General features: G+C 67.2%; 16 protein-coding genes. 11 read left to right on the top strand and 5 right to left on the bottom strand.

Features of this window, described 5'->3' with window-relative positions; translation table 11 throughout:
* Window positions 1-85: 85 nt before the first annotated feature.
* Together M2157_RS13220 and M2157_RS13215 are read right to left on the bottom strand one after the other, a co-directional pair.
* A complete protein-coding gene (locus M2157_RS13220) occupies window positions 86-430 on the bottom strand; it encodes a hypothetical protein (protein WP_280862015.1) in 345 nt (114 codons plus the stop codon).
* Window positions 431-500: 70 nt separating this feature from the next.
* Window positions 501-980 (bottom strand): hypothetical protein, encoded by a 480-nt coding sequence (locus M2157_RS13215; RefSeq protein ID WP_280862014.1) that lies wholly within the window; start codon window positions 978-980, stop codon window positions 501-503.
* A 761-nt stretch (window positions 981-1741) separates the two neighbouring features.
* Here M2157_RS13215 and M2157_RS13210 point away from each other — a divergent pair.
* Window positions 1742-2434, top strand: coding sequence for an LmbU family transcriptional regulator (locus tag M2157_RS13210; RefSeq protein ID WP_280865346.1), 693 nt, complete (start codon window positions 1742-1744; stop codon window positions 2432-2434).
* A gap of 61 nt (window positions 2435-2495) precedes the next feature.
* Here the strand turns inward: M2157_RS13210 and M2157_RS13205 are convergent, their stop codons facing one another.
* Window positions 2496-3140 (bottom strand): FMN-binding negative transcriptional regulator, encoded by a 645-nt coding sequence (locus tag M2157_RS13205; protein ID WP_280862012.1) that lies wholly within the window; start codon window positions 3138-3140, stop codon window positions 2496-2498.
* 271 nt (window positions 3141-3411) lie between these two features.
* Here M2157_RS13205 and M2157_RS13200 point away from each other — a divergent pair, with 271 nt between their 5' ends.
* Window positions 3412-4764, top strand: coding sequence for a cation:proton antiporter (locus M2157_RS13200; protein WP_280862011.1), 1353 nt, complete (start codon window positions 3412-3414; stop codon window positions 4762-4764).
* A 330-nt stretch (window positions 4765-5094) separates the two neighbouring features.
* The gene (locus tag M2157_RS13195) at window positions 5095-6432 is read left to right on the top strand and encodes a SidA/IucD/PvdA family monooxygenase (RefSeq protein ID WP_280865345.1); all 1338 of its coding nucleotides are present in this window, start codon (window positions 5095-5097) and stop codon (window positions 6430-6432) included.
* Window positions 6433-6522: 90 nt separating this feature from the next.
* On the opposite strand, the gene M2157_RS13190 is transcribed toward M2157_RS13195, so the two are convergent.
* Complete coding sequence (locus M2157_RS13190) at window positions 6523-6759, bottom strand: MbtH family protein (RefSeq protein WP_280862009.1); 237 nt, start codon at window positions 6757-6759, stop codon at window positions 6523-6525.
* 395 nt (window positions 6760-7154) lie between these two features.
* On the opposite strand from M2157_RS13190, the gene M2157_RS13185 reads away from it, so the two are divergent.
* From M2157_RS13185 to M2157_RS13170, 4 genes are read left to right on the top strand one after another with little or no spacing between them, the layout of a single operon-like run.
* Complete coding sequence (locus tag M2157_RS13185) at window positions 7155-8105, top strand: chlorinating enzyme (protein ID WP_280862008.1); 951 nt, start codon at window positions 7155-7157, stop codon at window positions 8103-8105.
* Complete coding sequence (locus M2157_RS13180; RefSeq protein ID WP_280865344.1) at window positions 8102-9724, top strand: amino acid adenylation domain-containing protein; 1623 nt, start codon at window positions 8102-8104, stop codon at window positions 9722-9724. The genes M2157_RS13185 and M2157_RS13180 overlap by 4 nt, the downstream gene beginning before the upstream one ends.
* Window positions 9721-9993: a phosphopantetheine-binding protein gene (locus tag M2157_RS13175; protein WP_280862006.1), complete on the top strand. Its 273-nt coding sequence runs from the start codon at window positions 9721-9723 to the stop codon at window positions 9991-9993. The genes M2157_RS13180 and M2157_RS13175 overlap by 4 nt, the downstream gene beginning before the upstream one ends.
* Before the next feature lies 1 nt (window position 9994).
* Window positions 9995-10759: a thioesterase domain-containing protein gene (locus tag M2157_RS13170; protein ID WP_280862005.1), complete on the top strand. Its 765-nt coding sequence runs from the start codon at window positions 9995-9997 to the stop codon at window positions 10757-10759.
* Here the strand turns inward: M2157_RS13170 and M2157_RS13165 are convergent.
* A complete protein-coding gene (locus M2157_RS13165; protein WP_280862004.1) occupies window positions 10734-11423 on the bottom strand; it encodes a LuxR C-terminal-related transcriptional regulator in 690 nt (229 codons plus the stop codon). The genes M2157_RS13170 and M2157_RS13165 overlap by 26 nt on opposite strands.
* A 481-nt stretch (window positions 11424-11904) precedes the next feature.
* On the opposite strand from M2157_RS13165, the gene M2157_RS13160 reads away from it, so the two are divergent.
* The 4 genes from M2157_RS13160 (at window position 11905) to M2157_RS13145 (ending at window position 15473) form a co-directional block, all read left to right on the top strand.
* Window positions 11905-12717 carry a hypothetical protein gene (locus M2157_RS13160; protein WP_280865343.1) on the top strand — a complete coding sequence of 271 codons (813 nt, stop codon included), beginning with the start codon at window positions 11905-11907 and terminating at the stop codon, window positions 12715-12717.
* 69 nt (window positions 12718-12786) lie between these two features.
* Window positions 12787-14610, top strand: a complete 1824-nt coding sequence (locus M2157_RS13155; protein ID WP_280865342.1) for an FAD-binding protein — start codon at window positions 12787-12789, stop codon at window positions 14608-14610.
* Window positions 14607-14882 carry a hypothetical protein gene (locus M2157_RS13150; protein ID WP_280862001.1) on the top strand — a complete coding sequence of 92 codons (276 nt, stop codon included), beginning with the start codon at window positions 14607-14609 and terminating at the stop codon, window positions 14880-14882. The genes M2157_RS13155 and M2157_RS13150 overlap by 4 nt, the downstream gene beginning before the upstream one ends.
* Window positions 14883-14978: 96 nt before the next feature.
* Window positions 14979-15473: a YbaK/EbsC family protein gene (locus M2157_RS13145; RefSeq protein ID WP_280865341.1), complete on the top strand. Its 495-nt coding sequence runs from the start codon at window positions 14979-14981 to the stop codon at window positions 15471-15473.
* The last annotated feature ends 157 nt before the right edge of the window (window positions 15474-15630 follow it).

Genomic DNA, 15630 nt, shown 5'->3' with positions numbered 1-15630 from the left:
TCGGAAGAGTGCCATGGAAGTACGGCGGCCGGGAGGAGGCTGCCTTCCTGGTCTGCCTCTCGCTCGAGGAACCGGCGAAGGACGGCTACTCGGAAGAGAGTTCGATGAGCTGGTCGGTGGCTGTGCTGTTGCCCTGGTCGGCGAGGCGGCGCAGTTCTTTCATGTCGCCGTTCTCGGTGGCGAGTTCGATGAGTTGGTCGGTGGCTGTGCTGTTGCCTTGGTCGGCGAGGCGGCGCAGTTCTTTCATGTCGCCGTTCTCGGTGGCGAGTTCGATGAGTTGGTCGGTGGCTGTGCTGTTGCCTTGGTCGGCGAGGCGGCGCAGTTCTTTCATGTCGCCGTTCTCGGTGGCGAGTTCGATCAGCTCGTCGGCCGCGGCGGTGTCGCCTTTCGCGGCTCGTTCACGCAGGTCGGACAGATCGGAGTCGGTCATGCCGGACGCTCTCCCATGGTCTCTCCCAGAGCCGGTCGGCCCTGGCCGGTGTGCCCCCGCAAGGACCCGCCTATTCAGGCGACGCGGGCTGGCTCGTCGGTGCTCGAAGCTGGTCGCGGTGTTTGTGCCACTCATTCAGGAGCGCGGGCAAGCGCGCGGCCAGGAACTCGGCCAGTGCGATCATTTCCTCCAATGGCGCTCGACGCTCCGGTGGGGCATCGGCCAGCAAGGCCAGGCCCTCGCGGAACAGCTCTGCATGCTCCTTGTGGACGGCTGAGTCGAAGTGCTGGGGTTGCTGGCTCACCGGGTTCAGGCTCACCCGGTCCACGCGCTCGCCGGCGGTCCGCGTTCGGCGTGCCATCTGGTAGCCCTCCAGCAGCTTGACCGCCCCGGTGATGGCACTTCGGCTGGCCAGTAGAGCCTCGCTCAGCTCGTCGATCGTCTGCTGCGGCGGATCACAGACGAAGAGGTACCCGAGCAGGCGGCCGGCCATCGGAGGGAAGCCGTACTGGCGCGCGTAAAAGCGGCCGAGGTGATCGGCGAAGATCAACTGCGTATCATGCGGCACATTAGCAGCATAGCTGCCCTGACTGTCATGACACAAATTTGTGTCATGACAGTTTTGATCTTGCTGGAGTGTCATGCAGCCGGTGCGGGACGGTGTGCGCGGCTCTGTGGGAATGATCGACTTCGGCCCTGAACTGCGGAGAGTCGCTCCATGCCTGTCCCACTTCCGTCACCCTTCCGGTGTCGAGAGGTCGCTTCGGAACCCTCGGCAAGCATCCGCAGCCAGAGGTGTAGGTGCAAGGGGAACCGATCTTCCAGCGGCTCCTTTGAGACAGCAGTGACAGGTGTGCGCGCCCGCCCGGTCGGACGTCGCCCGTGGCGGCGGCCACGCATCGGCATCGGTCGTCACGAAGGTAAAAGGGTCTGTTCAGCGCGGCAGGAATGACCAGACGCTTCAGCCTGGCGGGACGTATAAACATTCCAAAGTCCCGGTGGGTCGCAGTGTGTTCCTTGCTGCTGCTGTGCGCGCTGGGTTTGACTTGCGTCCGTCCCGCCGAGGGATGACTGCCTTGGCGGCTCGGCCTCAATGTGGCCGGATCAGCGCATCCGGATGTGCGTGAGGGAACGCGAGTGAAAGGCCCTGCGGCGCCGTGTGTCAGGGGGTGACCGCCAGGTGCTCCGGTTGAGCCGGTGGCCTTCGACAACTAAGAATTTCTCCGACCTCGACCGTCCGCATCGACTGCGTGAGCAGGAGTATCGGCACCGTTTGTTGACTCGATTCAATGGCCAACGGGAGGAAAGATCATGAGTGCTGTCCGTAACATGACCTCGCCCGGTGTCGCCCTGTCCGCGAGAGCCTCGGCGTCAGGACGCGGAAACTCGAGATCGGCGCACACCGCGCCGCAGGGAAACGAGGTATTGACTACACGAGTCGGTCTGCAGATACCGTCCGGCCTGAATTTTGAAACCTGGGAGCGGGCCGGCCGCACCCTAGCCGGCGTTGTGGACTCGTCCGCTTGGTGGCTGGGCGACTGGCTCGTTTACGGGAAGGACAACTACGCGGACCGGTACGAACGGGGCATTCGATCGGCCGGGCTGAAATACCAGACACTGCGCAACTATGCGTGGGTCGCCCGCCGTTTCGAGTTCGGTCGTCGGCGCGCCAGGCTGAGCTTCCAGCATCACGCCGAGGTGGCTTCACTGACGGTGGATGAACAGGAGTATTGGCTCAACAGCGCGGAGCAGCGGAACTGGACCACCAAGCAGTTACGCAAGGCCATCCAAGGCTCGCGCGAGAAAGAGGTGAGTGGTAAGGAACAATCCAACGCCACTCGCCGCCTAGAGGTTCCCGGCAATCGTTTCCGACGATGGCATGAAGCGGCGGAGCATTCCGGCATCGAACTCGAGAAATGGGTCCTGACGACGCTCGACCGCGCGGCTGAACGGGCGCTGGAGGATCTTGAAGCGCTGGCGGACCGGCCTGAGGCCGAAGTCTGACCAGCGGGTCCGCCGTGGTCGGTCCCACGACAGGGGCGGGACCGGCCCGGGTCCACCGCCCCTACGGCAGTCGGCCCATGTAATCCGCGGTTTCCCGGTGGATGCCGCGCGAACTGTCGGCGAACGACTGTCGCACTCGCTCGCGGATCTGGGGCTCCTGTTCCTGGCTGAGTTTGAACATGCCGTCCGCTCCGGACACTGTGACGCGAAATGCGCCCACGCCAGGGAGAATTTTGCGGAAGTAGTCGACGGAGTCCGCCATGTCCCAGTCGGTGCCGAATTCAGCCTCGAAGGTGCGGACCGTGGACTGTACGACGTCCAAGGTCTCTTCGGTGCGTTTGATTTTCTCGGCCACGCCGTGCACGTGAACAGAAGTGAAGTTCCAGGTGGGAGCAGCGGGGGCCTTCTCGTACACCGTCGGCGAGACGTAGGCGTGCGGACCGGTGAAGACCAGCAGGACCGGGTCACCGTCCCTGAGCGCTGACCAATGGGGGTTCTGAACGTTCATGTGTCCGAGCAGGAGGCCGCCTGACAGGTCGGCGGCCCACTCCCCGGTCATCCGGGGATCCGGAATTACGGGCAAGTGTGTGGCGAACGGCTCCCGATGGTCTGTGCCATTGGTCGTCAGCAACGCCAACGGATTTTTGCGGATCAGGTCAGCCATCCAGGTACCGTTCGGTTGGCGATATTGGCAGGGAACGAACATGACAGCAGTCCCTTCCTTTGGAATGCATCTCCGTGAATGTACCTCTGGTGTCCTGGTTGTTTGAGCCAGGTTGTAGACGGCCTGCTCTATTTTCGCGCCCGGCGTACCGTACCAGACGGGCGGCGAGTTGGAATCAGAATGCGCCTTGTCCTGTCAGCGGGACAGGATGGTGTCGTCATGGGGGTGCATTGGCTCGTACTGTCATCGAAGGGCGTGAAAACGGTCGCAGCAGACTCCGGTTTGCCGCTGATCACCGTCGACCAGTGTCCTGGTGAATATATCTCGCGTTTTTTTAGTGACGGGAAGGGTGTTGATATTGGATGTCAATTTGGCCGCCGCCCGCTCCGGCGACGCTGTGACTGGCGACATGCTCGCCGGGCTGGCCGTGATTCTCGCCGCGGCATTCGTGTTCGCCCGGCTGGCCAGAAGCGTTCGCCAGCCGGCGGTCATGGGAGAGATCGTCGCCGGTCTGGCGCTGGGGCCGAGCCTGCTGGGCCTCCTGCCGGGCAACCTCACCGAAGACCTGTTCCCGTCAGACACACGGCCGATCCTCCAGGCCCTGTCGCAACTCGGGCTCGTGCTCTTCATGTTCGGCATCGGTTACGAGCTGGACTTTCGCCGGCTGCGAGGCGCCGGCCGCCAGGTCACCGTGGTGTCCCTCAGTTCTGTGGCGCTGCCGTTCGCACTGGGTGCGGGACTCGCCGTGCTCCTGTACCCCTGGTACGACAAGTCGCAGCTGAGCACCGAGGGCGTGTTGGCCCCGGCGCTCTTCCTCGGGGCGGCTATGTCGATCACCGCCTTCCCGGTGCTGGCCCGGATCATCTCCGAAGGGGGCCTGCAGCGCAGCCGTATCGGTGCCCTGTCACTGGCCTGCGCTGCCATCCAGGACTTCCTCGCCTGGTGCGTACTCGCCGTCATCGTCGTCATCGCGACTGCGAGCGGCCCCTCTCCTTTGGTGCGGATGGTGCTGGAATCGGGCATGTTTTTGATCTGCCTGGTCTACATCGTGCGTCCGGGACTGCGCTGGCTGCTGGCCCCGCAGCGACGGTGGGCGGCGGGCGGCGCCCTCATCCACGCCCTCCTCGTCACCGGGGTCCTGCTGTCAGCCTGGGCGACCAACGAGATCGGACTGCACGCCGTGTTCGGTGCCTTCGCCTTCGGTGCCGCGGTGCCACGCGAGCACATCGAGGCACAGGCCCCGCAGGTCGCCGAACGCATCGAACAGACCAGTCTCTTCCTGCTGCCGGTCTTCTTCACCGTGACCGGGCTGTCGGTGGATCTGGGTGGCCTCGGCGGGCACGGCGTCATCATGACCGTCGCCGTCATCGTGGTGGCCTGTGTGGGCAAGTTCGCCGGAGCCGCCACATCGGCCCGGCTGACGGGAGCGTCGGGACGGGAATCGATGGCGCTCGGCGTCCTTCTCAACGCCCGCGGTCTGACGGAACTGGTCATTCTGAACGTGGGCCTCGGCCTGGGGGTGCTGGACGACCGCGTGTTCAGCGCGATGGTCGTCATGGCGCTGGTCACCAGCCTCATGACGGGACCGCTGCTGCAACGCCTGCGCCTTGAGTCGAAGTCGCTTCCGGCGCCCATTCCTCAGCCGAGTGTGGAGAAAGGTGTCTGACCCCGGGCCGGCCGTGTGCAGCGGGTCCGCCAGGATGCCGGGACGTGGAAATCCCGGAATCCGCGCTCGTCCTGTCAGCGGGACATTGCTCCAGGACTCAGGGACTCTTGAAAGGGAGAAGGGCGCGTTCTAGATTGACGCCGGTAATTCCGCTGCGTCCCCATCCCGAACCCGCCTTCGTTCCGCTGCTTCTGGCAGCGGTCGATCCTGTCCGACGTGACACCAACGATACTCGTCGGCATATTTTTCACCCGGATTCACCGGGAGCTAGGGAATTGACCGATCAAGAATGTGGCTGCCTGATGGGGCAGCGCTGGCGGGAGGTTTCTCATGGATGCTCGTGCGGCTGAAGTCTACGACGTGGTGGGTATCGGTTTCGGGCCGTCCAACCTATCGCTGGCCGTGGCCCTGGAAGAGCACAATATCCAGGCACCGGACGATCCGGTCACGGCGTTTTTCTTCGAACGGCAGGAAGCGTTCGGCTGGCACCGCAATATGCTGCTTCCGACCACGACGATGCAGATACCCTTCCTGAAGGACGTCGCCACTTTCCGCAATCCGGCGTCCCACTACAGCTTCGTCTCCTACCTGCACGCTTCGGGCCGGCTGGCCGGCTTCGTCAACAACCAGACGTTCTTCCCGACTCGGTTGGAGTTCCACCAGTACTTGGAGTGGGTGGCGTCCAACTTCACCGATCGGGTCTCCTACGGAGCCGAGGTCATCGGCCTGCGCCGTCCGGAAGGCGGCTCGGGCGTGCCCACGTGCCTGGAGATTGAGGTACGTGGGGGAGCGAGTCGGGAAAGGCGATCGGTCCGCGCGCGCAACGTAGTGGTCTCGACGGGGCTGGTCCCCCGTATGCCCGAAGGCGTGCCGTGTGACGACCGGGTCTGGCACAGCTCGCAGTTCCTGACCAGCTTCCGCCGGCTGGACCGGACCGGCCTCAGGTCCGTCGCGGTGGTGGGGGCGGGCCAGAGCGCGGCCGAGATCACGCGCTACCTGCATGACTCGGTGCCCCACGCCCAGGTCCATTCGATCATCCCGGCGTATGGATACTCCCTCGCCGACGACACGCCTTTCGCCAACCAGGTGTTCGATCCGAACGCGGTGGACGACTACTACTTCGGAACCGACCGGGCCCGCCAGGCGTTCTGGGACTACCACAAGAACACCAACTACTCGGTCGTCGACGACGACGTGATCAGGGATCTCTACCGCCGTTCGTACGAGGAGGACGTCCGCGGCGCGAGGCGACTGCACTTCCTCAACCTGACCCGGGTCAGCGAGGTCAAGCGGGCTGGAGACGACACCCGCGTGCTGCTCATGAACGGCGAGACACGGGAACTCGAGGTCGACCTCTGCGTGTTCGCCACCGGATACCAGGCGATGGAGCCCACCGGCCTGCTCGGGGAGCTCGATCAGTACTGCCTGCGGGACGAGGCCGGTCGGCACCGGGTCGAGCGCGACTACCGGCTGACGGCCGGACCCGAACTGCCCGGCGGAATCTATCTGCAGGGTGGGACCGAGCACACCCACGGGCTGTCGTCGTCGCTCCTGTCCAATATCGCGGTGCGCAGTGGTGAGATCGCGGAGTCCATCGTCAGCCGTCGCCGGATCGAGCGTGAGCTCGAACGGCCGATCCCCGCAGAGCACGCCGGTAATCCGCGCTGACCGGCACCGACACAGACGTACCCGGCGCACGAAGGGGCGGGTACGGCGCTCCCGCAGCGCCGTGCCCGCCCCTCGGCCTGTCCGGACTCGCTATGCGCTGCCGGTGGACACCTGGTCGGCGGCCATGGCGTCCCGGAGACTCTTCGGCCGCAGATCGGTCCAATGGGTCTCGACGTAGTCGAGGCACTCCTGGCGGCCGGCCTCGCCGAAGACGACCCGCCAGCCGGAAGGGACCTCTGCGAAGGTCGGCCACAAGGAGTGCTGCTCCTCGTCGTTCACCAAGACGAAGAAGCGTCCCTCGTCATCGTCGAAGGGGTTGCCACCCATGATCAACTCCAATTTCTGCTGCTGTTCGGCGGAGAATTCCGGACTGCACAGCCGCTTCCGGCGGAGTGCAGAGCGCACCGATCCGTGAGCCGGGGCCCCATGTGAAACAAGGACTGTCGAGGCGGGGCGGAGTCGGGTCAACTCGCATCACAACTCATCGCGCCGCCGCCATTTTGGCACGCCATTCCTGCTTGGCGTAGGGGATACCGGAGAAATGCGCCCGGGGCTCGCCCGTAACGCCAACATGCCTCTCCGGGTAGCCGATCGGCTACCCCTTTGGTGCGCACCGTCCGGCGTTCCGAGGGCTCTTCTCTCCACACCGAGACGCGTCCTAGGGTCGGACCACACGGTGTGGAACGCGGTGGACCTCACGTACTCTGGAAGGGTGATGCCACATGGCGAATGCCGTCGGCGCGGCCGTCAATCACGCACTGAGCTCTCAAGAACTCGATCAATTCCAGCGCGATGGATTCATCGGTCCATTCGACGTGTACGAGCCCGAGGAGATGGAGCGGGCGCTTCAGGCCATGCGGCCGAAACTCATCGACAGTCGAAAGGGCGTCTACCATCAGGGCAACGCACTGTCCGGCACGACCAACCTGGCCAGCTATGATCGGCACCTGGACGTCGATTTCCTGGCCAAGCACGTCACTCGGCCGGAGATCGTCGACCGGGTGACAAGCGTCCTCGGTGCCGATGCGCTGTGTTGGCGGACGGAGTTCTTCCCCAAGTACCCCGGCGACGAGGGTACCGACTGGCACCAGGCGGACAACTTCGCCAACGTGGGGAAGCATCCGCAGATCGTCTGGCCGGAGGACGCCGGCTTCGGCGGCGCCCTCACCGTGTGGACCGCCTTCACGGATTCCACCATCGAGAACGGCTGCCTCCAATTCATCCCGGGCTCGCACCGGACGATGAACTATGACGAGAACAAGGCCATCGAGTACGACGCCGACCGCATCAACCAGAGTGTCAAGAACGGTGTCCGGCGCGGCTTCTACGGCTACGACTACCGGCAGCTGCAGAAGGACCCGAACTGGAGCCCCGACGAGTCCAGGGCCGAGTCGATGGTCATGCGCCAAGGCCAGGCGATCATGTTCTGGTCGACGCTCATGCATGCCTCGCATCCGCACAGCGGCCTGACCGACAAGATGCGCCTCGGCTTCACCGCGCGGTACGTGCCCACGGCGGTGCGGGTCTACCCGTATCAGGACACCCTGGCGGAGTACGGAGTCGAGGTCAGCTTGGAGAAGTGGGGCTGCGTGCTGGTCTCCGGCAAGGACGAGTTCGGCCACAACCGGTTCGTCGACCGCACGATCAACGGCACACCCTTCGAGGGGCGATGAAGACGGAAGAAGCCGCCGCCCCGGCTGTGGCCTGTTCCTCAGCGGCCCTGGCCGTGCACCGGCAGATCAATCGGACGACGACGCCCTATCCGCGCGACAGCAGCGTGGTGGCACGGTTCGAGTACTGGGCCGCCCGCCGCCCGCACGCAACGGCCGCCGTGCAGGAGGACCGTACGCTCACCTACCGCGAACTCGACCGACTCGCCAACGGGCTGGCCCGTGAACTTGGCGAGGACGGGGTGGGTCTGGGAACGGCCGTCGCGGTGTGCGTGGCCCGCTCGCCCGAGATGCTCGTCGCCCTGCTCGGAGTGCTCAAGTGCGGCGGAACCTACGTGCCGGTGGACCCGCTGTGGCCGGACGAGCGCTTGCGCGCCGTGCTCTCGGACGCCGGCTGCACCCGGGTGCTCAGCGATCGGCCCGGCACGCTGGCGCAGCGGCTGGAGGGTACCGGCTGCCGTGTGCTGGAGGTCATGGAACGGACGCTGGTCCCGCTCGACACCGGCCCCGAGTGCCCGGCCGGCCCCGAGAGCGTCGCCTGCATCAACTTCACCTCGGGCTCGACCGGCCGTGCCAAGGGTGTGCCCATCCTGCACCGGGGCATCGTCCGGCTGGTGCACGGCGCCAGCTACGGGCCGCTGGACGAGAACAGCCATGTCCTGCAGGTGACACCGGTGACCTTCGACATCGCCACGTGGGAGATCTGGGCGGCGTTGCTCAACGGCGGGACGTCCGTGATGTACCCCGCCGAGTTCGTCCAGCTGTCCCACCTCGAGCGGGTCATCAAGGCGGGGCGCGTCACCATCCTCCTGCTCACCACGGCCCTGTTCAACTCCGTCGTGGACGAGGCACCCGAAGCGCTGGAGACGGTGGCGACCATCACCAGCGGTGGCGAGGCCCACTCGCACCGGCACATGACCAAGGCGGTGCGGACCTACGGGTCCGGCCGGGTGGTCAACCTCTACGGGCCCACCGAGTGCACCTGCATCGCCACGTACTATCCGGTCGACGAGCCGCCGCGCCCAGACGTGCCGCTGCCGATCGGCCGGCCCATCCAGAACACGCGGCTCTACGTGCTCGCCGACGACGCGCGCAGGCTCTGCGAGCCGGGCGAGACGGGGGAGATCTGCCTGGCGGGCGACGGTCTGGCGGTCGGCTACCTGGGCCGGCCCGATCTGACGGAAGCGGCCTTCGTCCACCGGGACATCGGCGGAGTGCCCGAGCGCCTCTACCGGACCGGCGACATGGGCCGGCTGCTGCCCGGCGGGGACGTGGTCTTCGAGGGTCGGCGGGACGACCAAGTCAAGATCAACGGTTTCCGCATCGAACTCGGCGAGATCACCCACCACCTGAACAGTCACCCGCTGGTTAAGCAGAGTTGTGTGGCCGTGCACGACAACCGGGGCGACAAGTCCCTGGTGGCGTTCGTCGTGCCGACCGGGCCCGACGCCTCGCCGGACGGTTTCCGCGAGCACCTGGTGGCCAAGTTGCCCCGCTACATGGTCCCGGCGCAGATCCACCTGTGCGAGCGCTTCCCGCTGACGTCCAACGGGAAGATCGATCGCCGTGCCTTGCTCACCGCACATTCATCGCCAGCCCCGTCAGGAGAGTTCATCCGATGAGCGAAGCGACCCACCAGTCCGCCGTGGAGACGATGACCCCCACCGAGTCGGCACTCGCCGAGATGTGGCGCGACCTGCTGGCGCGCCCGGACGTCCGCTCCACGGACGACTTCTTCGAAGCCGGGGGCACCTCGCTCACCGCGATCAAGCTGCTGCAGCGCGTCGAGAAGAGGTTCGGGCCCGACGTCCTGTCGCCTGACACCCTCTACGAGGACCCGAGGCTCGGCAGCCTGGCCCGCGCGATCGACCGCGCGACCGGGCGCGGCTGAGGTGCCCTCTCCCTGGTTCTCCGTCTACGCTCCCCGTCCGGCCGCCGCGGTACGGCTGTACTGCCTGCCGTGCGCCGGCGGGGACGCGACGATGTTCCGGGCGTGGGCGCACCGTCTGCCGCCCGGTATCGAGTTGCGGGCGATCCGGCTGCCGGGCCGGCATGCCTGGCACCCCGAGCCGGCGTTCACGGACTGCACCGCGGCGGCGGACCGACTGGCCGCCGGTCTCGGACCCGAACTGCGGCCGCCGTACGTGCTGTTCGGGCACAGCATGGGCGCGCTCCTCGCGCACCAGCTGATCCGGGCCGTCCAGCGCCGCCGACTGGCCCCGCCCGCTCTCTATGTCTCTGCCTCCTGGCTGGTGGAGGGCACGCCGCAGGAACGACTGCCGGACCCGGCCGCACCGGACGACCGGTTCGTCGAGGTGCTCGGGCGGCTCGGCGGGGTGCCGCCGGAGGTCCTGGCGGACCCGGAGGTGCTGGCCTTCACGCTGCCGGTGCTGCGGGCCGACTTCCGACTCTGTCGGACATACGTGTACGAACCGGATGGGCCGCGGCTGGGTGTGCCGGTGCGTGCCATGGGCGGTGTCGCCGACACCGTGACCCCGGTCGAGGAGATGGCGAGCTGGGCCGGCCACGCGAGCAGGTTCCTCGGGGTCACCCACTTCCCCGGGGATCACTTCTTCGTCCGCGACCATGTGGACCAGGTCGTCGAGGCCCTCGTCGAGGACGTGGCGGCGGTCAGCGCCGGCGCGTGGGTGCCGTAGCGGTGGGGACGGCCGTCGCCGAGAACGTACCGTTGAACTCTCCGGCGGACAGCGCGCCGGACTGCAGGACCAGGGAGACGAGATGGACCCGGTTGGGTGAGTGGAACTGGCTGAGCAGCGCCGAGACATGGCGCTTCACCCCGTGAATGGAGATGCCCATCCTGCTGGCGATCTCCTTGTTGCTCGCCCCGGCGACCAGGAGGCCCAGCACCTCGGCCCCGCGTGAACTCAAGTGGTAGAGCTGAGGCAGTAGCACGGAACTCGTGCCGCGGGAGCGGCTGAGCAGATAGGCGGCCACCGTGTCCGGAACGGCCAGTTGCCCCTCCCTCACCTGTACGAGAGCGGTGTGCAGTGATCGAGACGTCAGCTCGTCCTGCATGAGATAGCCGTCGGCCGGCTGCCGCGTCGCGATCTCGAACAGATGTGGTTCGGCCGCGGGAACTATCACGATCACCGGCCGCAGGTGTTCCACGCCACATCCGGCACGTTCCGCGCTCACCAGCGCGGAAGTGGAGATCAGCGTGACGTCGAAGTCCGCGGACATCTGCTCGTCCCGGGCCGGCACGCACGCCACGGCGGAGGCGGAGACCCCCGGTATTGACGACATGAGGGCGAGCAGGCCGCGACGGATCACCTCCTGCTCCTCGACGACCACAACCCTCATGGCATTGCCGGACGAAGGACGTGGGTTCCAGGTGTCGGTCAATTCCTCCTCGGGATGCGGATTCGAAAGATCGCGAACTGCGTCCTGGGAAAACCGGGTTGTCATGTCGGCGATGCTACCGCCTCGCTTTCGGAAAGGTCCTGGGTAATGCGGCCGGTGCGCCTTGACCGTTCCGGGGGCCGTCAATTCCCTGTCCTGTCGACGGGACGGTCGAGCTGCGGCGGGCAGCGCTCAGGGGTCATGGGGCGAAATATCCGCTAGGCTCGACGTGCCACCTTCCTTCATGACGCGACAATCAGTCGCAGTTTTCGCCGATTTCGCGAGTCGAACCACGCCGTGCCACGAGCCCTCGACTTTCCTCGGTAGCCCGGTCGGTGAAGCAAAAAAAGGGGGCAGGTCGCTGCGGAATCGACCGTCCGGATATTCCCGCGCGGTGCCGACCAGATACACGACCACCTTTCGCCAAGAGGAGTGCTACGCCATGCCCGTCACCATCGACGACCTCGTCGACCGCATCCGCGGTCACCGCTGCTACAACCACCCGATCTTCGAGCACTGGGCCGAAGTCCGGCCGGAGAGCACGGTGGTGGGGGCGCTCTTCCACCAGATCCGCAACTTCTGCGACGCCACCCGCCCGGGCGGCAAGTTCCCCCAGGCGCTGGCGATGCACAAACTCTCCAAGGAGAGCGACCTGCTCCAGGAGATCATCGAGAGCGAGGAGAACCACGCACCCGAACTCGCCACGATGGCCGGCTACATCGTCAACCAGGCGGCCGGCCACACGGTCTTCAGCGACCTCTACGACCAGGAACTGGTCGAACAGGGACTCAAGGAGTTCTCCGACCAGCTCCTGAAGAACCTGCCCGGCTACGACCCGAAGACCGGTCTCCTCGCCCAGACCCGCCGGGCACGTGCCGTGTTCGACGGCCGCCAGCAGGTCGATCGGGACTCCACGCTGCGCAATCTCGGCACAGCGCTGGCCCTGGAGATGATCTCCAACCGTCATCTGATCCCGGGTGAGAAAACCGCGCTCGTCGACGCCGGCAACTACGGCGCCGAGCTGGAGGACGCGGAAATGCACTACCTGCTCGAGCACTGGGGCGAGATCGGCGCCGAGCAGCAGCACGAGAAGAACGCGGTCGCCGCTGTCGGCTCCGTGCTGAACGAGCAGAACCAGGCCCTGGTCCTGGAAGGAGTCGACACTTTCCTCGACTCGCTGGTCGCCCTGTGGGACGTCCTCGACTCCGCGCTGCTGACTTCCGGTCGGCCGGCGACCGACCTCATATCGGCCTGACCGGAACCGGGAGCCCGCTGCTCACGAGGCGGCGGGCTCCCGGGCGTTCCCGCAGACGACGAAGGGGATGTGACTGTGGTACGTCCGTTGAGGATCGCGGTTCTCGTCAAGCAGGTGCCGAACTTCGAGAGCCTGCGGCTGGGCGGTGACCGCAGGCTGGAGCGGACCGGGCAGCAGCTGGAGATGAACCCCTACTGCCAACGCGCCGTGGCCAAGGGCGTGGAACTGGCACGCGAGTCAGGCGGCGAATGTGTCGTCCTCACCCTGGGGCCGCCGGCGGCCGAGGACTGCCTGCGCGAGGCCGTCGCCTGCGGCGCCGCACACGGCGTACTGGTCAGCGACGAGGTCTTCGCAGGCAGCGACACCCTGGCCACCGCACGTGCGCTGGCGGCAGCGCTGCTCCGGCTGGGCCCGTTCGACCTCGTGCTCTGCGGACGCAACTCGGTCGACGCGGAGACGGGTCAGACGCCCGCGCAGATCGCCGAACTGCTCGACTTGCCCATGGCGGCCGGCGTGCGCGAGCTGACGCTGAAGGACACCACTCTCGTCGTGCGCTGCGAACACGACGACGGCTGGCTGCGGACCGAACTGCCGCTGCCCGCGCTGCTCACCTGCGCGGAGCGGTTGATCCACCCGGCGAAGGCGGCCCCCGTCGAACGCGCCGGCGTGAGCGCCGACCGCATCCGCCGCATGAACGCGACCGAGCTGGGCCCGGGACCGTGGGGCGACGCGGCGAGCATGACGGTGGTGGGCGCCAGCCGCCGGCTCGACGGCACCCGCTTGCGGCTCCGGTTCGACGGCGACGTCGACACCCAGGTGGAGCGCGCGGTGGTCAAGCTGGCCGAACTCGGCGCCTTCGACACCGCTCCCGAGCCACCGCTGCTCCCGGTGCCCGAGCCGTCCGGGGACAGCGGCTCCGGCGACGTCCTCGTGCTGGCCGAACCCGGCCGTGACCGGCTCACCCGGGAGCTGCTGGGGCGCGCCGCCCTGCTGGCGGCATCCACCGGCAGGCGCGTCGTGGCCCTCGGCCCGGCTCCGCCGTCTCCGGTGCTCGCCGGGTCGTGGGGCGCCGACACGGTCGGCACCATCACCGGTTCGGATGCCGAGCAGGACATCGCCGAGGGGCTCGCCGCGTGGTGTTCCGCCCGTCACCCCTGGGCCGTCCTGGCCCCGTCGACCATGTGGGGACGCGAGATCGCCGGACGAGTGGCCGCTCGGCTGGGGGCCGGCCTGGTGGGTGACGCCGTCGACGTGATGACGAACCCGCAGGGCGAACTGGTCTGCTGGAAACCGGCGTTCAGTGGCGGTCTCGTCGCCGCGGTGACCTGCCGGTCCACCACCCGGTTCGCGACGGTCCGCGGGGGCACGCTGCGGCTGCTCGTGCCGCGCGGCGCGGTCGCCAGGCGGGCGCCGGACCTGGTCGTGGTCCGCCGGCGAGAAGCAGGGGGTGGCGTCCGCGAGTTCGACGACGACCTCGAAGCCCTGGAGGTCGCCCCGGCCGTGGTGTGTCTGGGGGCGGCCGTACCGCCCGAGGACTACCCCCTGCTGGACCCCCTGCTGCACGTACTGGGCGCCGAGCTCGCCGCGACACGCAAGGTCACCGACCGGGGATGGCAGCCCCGCGCCCGCCAGATCGGTGTGACCGGTCGCAGCGTGGCACCACGGCTGTACGTCGCGATCGGCACCAGCGGCAAGTTCACCAACATGGCCGGCGCCCGCGGGGCCGGTCTCGTCCTGGGGATCAACAGCGATCCCACGGCTCCCCTGTTCGAGGCCGTCGACGTCGGGGTGGTCGCTGACTGGCGGGACGCCGTCGCGCGGCTCGTGACCGCCGTGGAACAGCACGGGCTCCCGCACGGCACCCCCCTGCTCGCGAGAGGAAGTACGCGATGAGGCACAGCGACACCCGCCCCACGGCGGTTCCCGGAGTCGTCGACGGTTCGCTGACGATCAGCATGGGCGCCGACCGCGAGGTCTCGTTACACGTCGAACTCGGTTCCGACGGCGGTCTGTCCGGACGGGCAGCCCAGTTCGAGATCATTCTCGGGCCGCAGGACGCGGAGATCGTCCGCGCCGCACTCGCGGCCGATTCCGGCGGGGCGGCCCCGTTCGGGATGTGGCCGTCCTCGGTGCCCTGCCAGATCGGGATCCACGTTGGCCTGTGAAGCGGTGTCCGATCCCAGGCCTGCGCGCCGCTTCGATCTTCCCGAGGAGGACTCGGTCCACATGCCCGTTGCCCCGCGACCACGAAGGACCGGCCGATGAGTGAGGTCTACCACCGGTTGGTCGACCATCTCAGGAACAACGGAGTGCCCTTTCAGGAAATCGAGCATCCGCCTGCCGCCTCCGCCGAGGAATACCGCCGGGTGGTGGGTTCGGCACTGCACGAACAGGCGAAGGCGCTGCTCCTGCGACGCCACCGCCGCGGCGGTGGCAAGGACCTGCTCATCCATGTGCTGCCCGGCGACCAGCGGGGTGATCTCGATGCGCTGGCCGGTCCCCTGGAGGCCAAGCGCCTTCGCATGGCCCGCGGCGGTGAACTGAGGGAGGCCACCGGCTGCTCCTTCGGGGAACTGCCGTCCGTCGGCTCCGTCTTCGGACTGCCGCTGAGCATGGACGCCCGTCTGCTCGCACAGAAAAGGATCTTCTTCAACGCCGGCGTGCTCGACCGGTCCGTGATCCTCGACCCGAAGGACCTCGAGGCCGTCGAGTCGCCGATCGTCGTGACCCTGCCCCACGCGGCGCCCCGGCCATGAATGGGTGACCGTTTCTCGAAATGCCCCGCGGTTCCACGGGTGAACGGCGCAGCGGCGTAACCGATTCAACTCCGCAGTGCCGCGCATTCCCTAGGGAATTCCGCGCTGTCCTGCCGGCAGGACAGCACCGACATTGACCGACCAGGTGTGCGCGGCT

Origin of the sequence: Streptomyces sp. SAI-127, assembly GCF_029894425.1 — a bacterium.
Lineage (GTDB): Bacteria > Actinomycetota > Actinomycetes > Streptomycetales > Streptomycetaceae > Streptomyces.
Note: the sequence above shows the minus strand (reverse complement) of the source record. Positions and strands in the feature narration are given on the sequence as shown.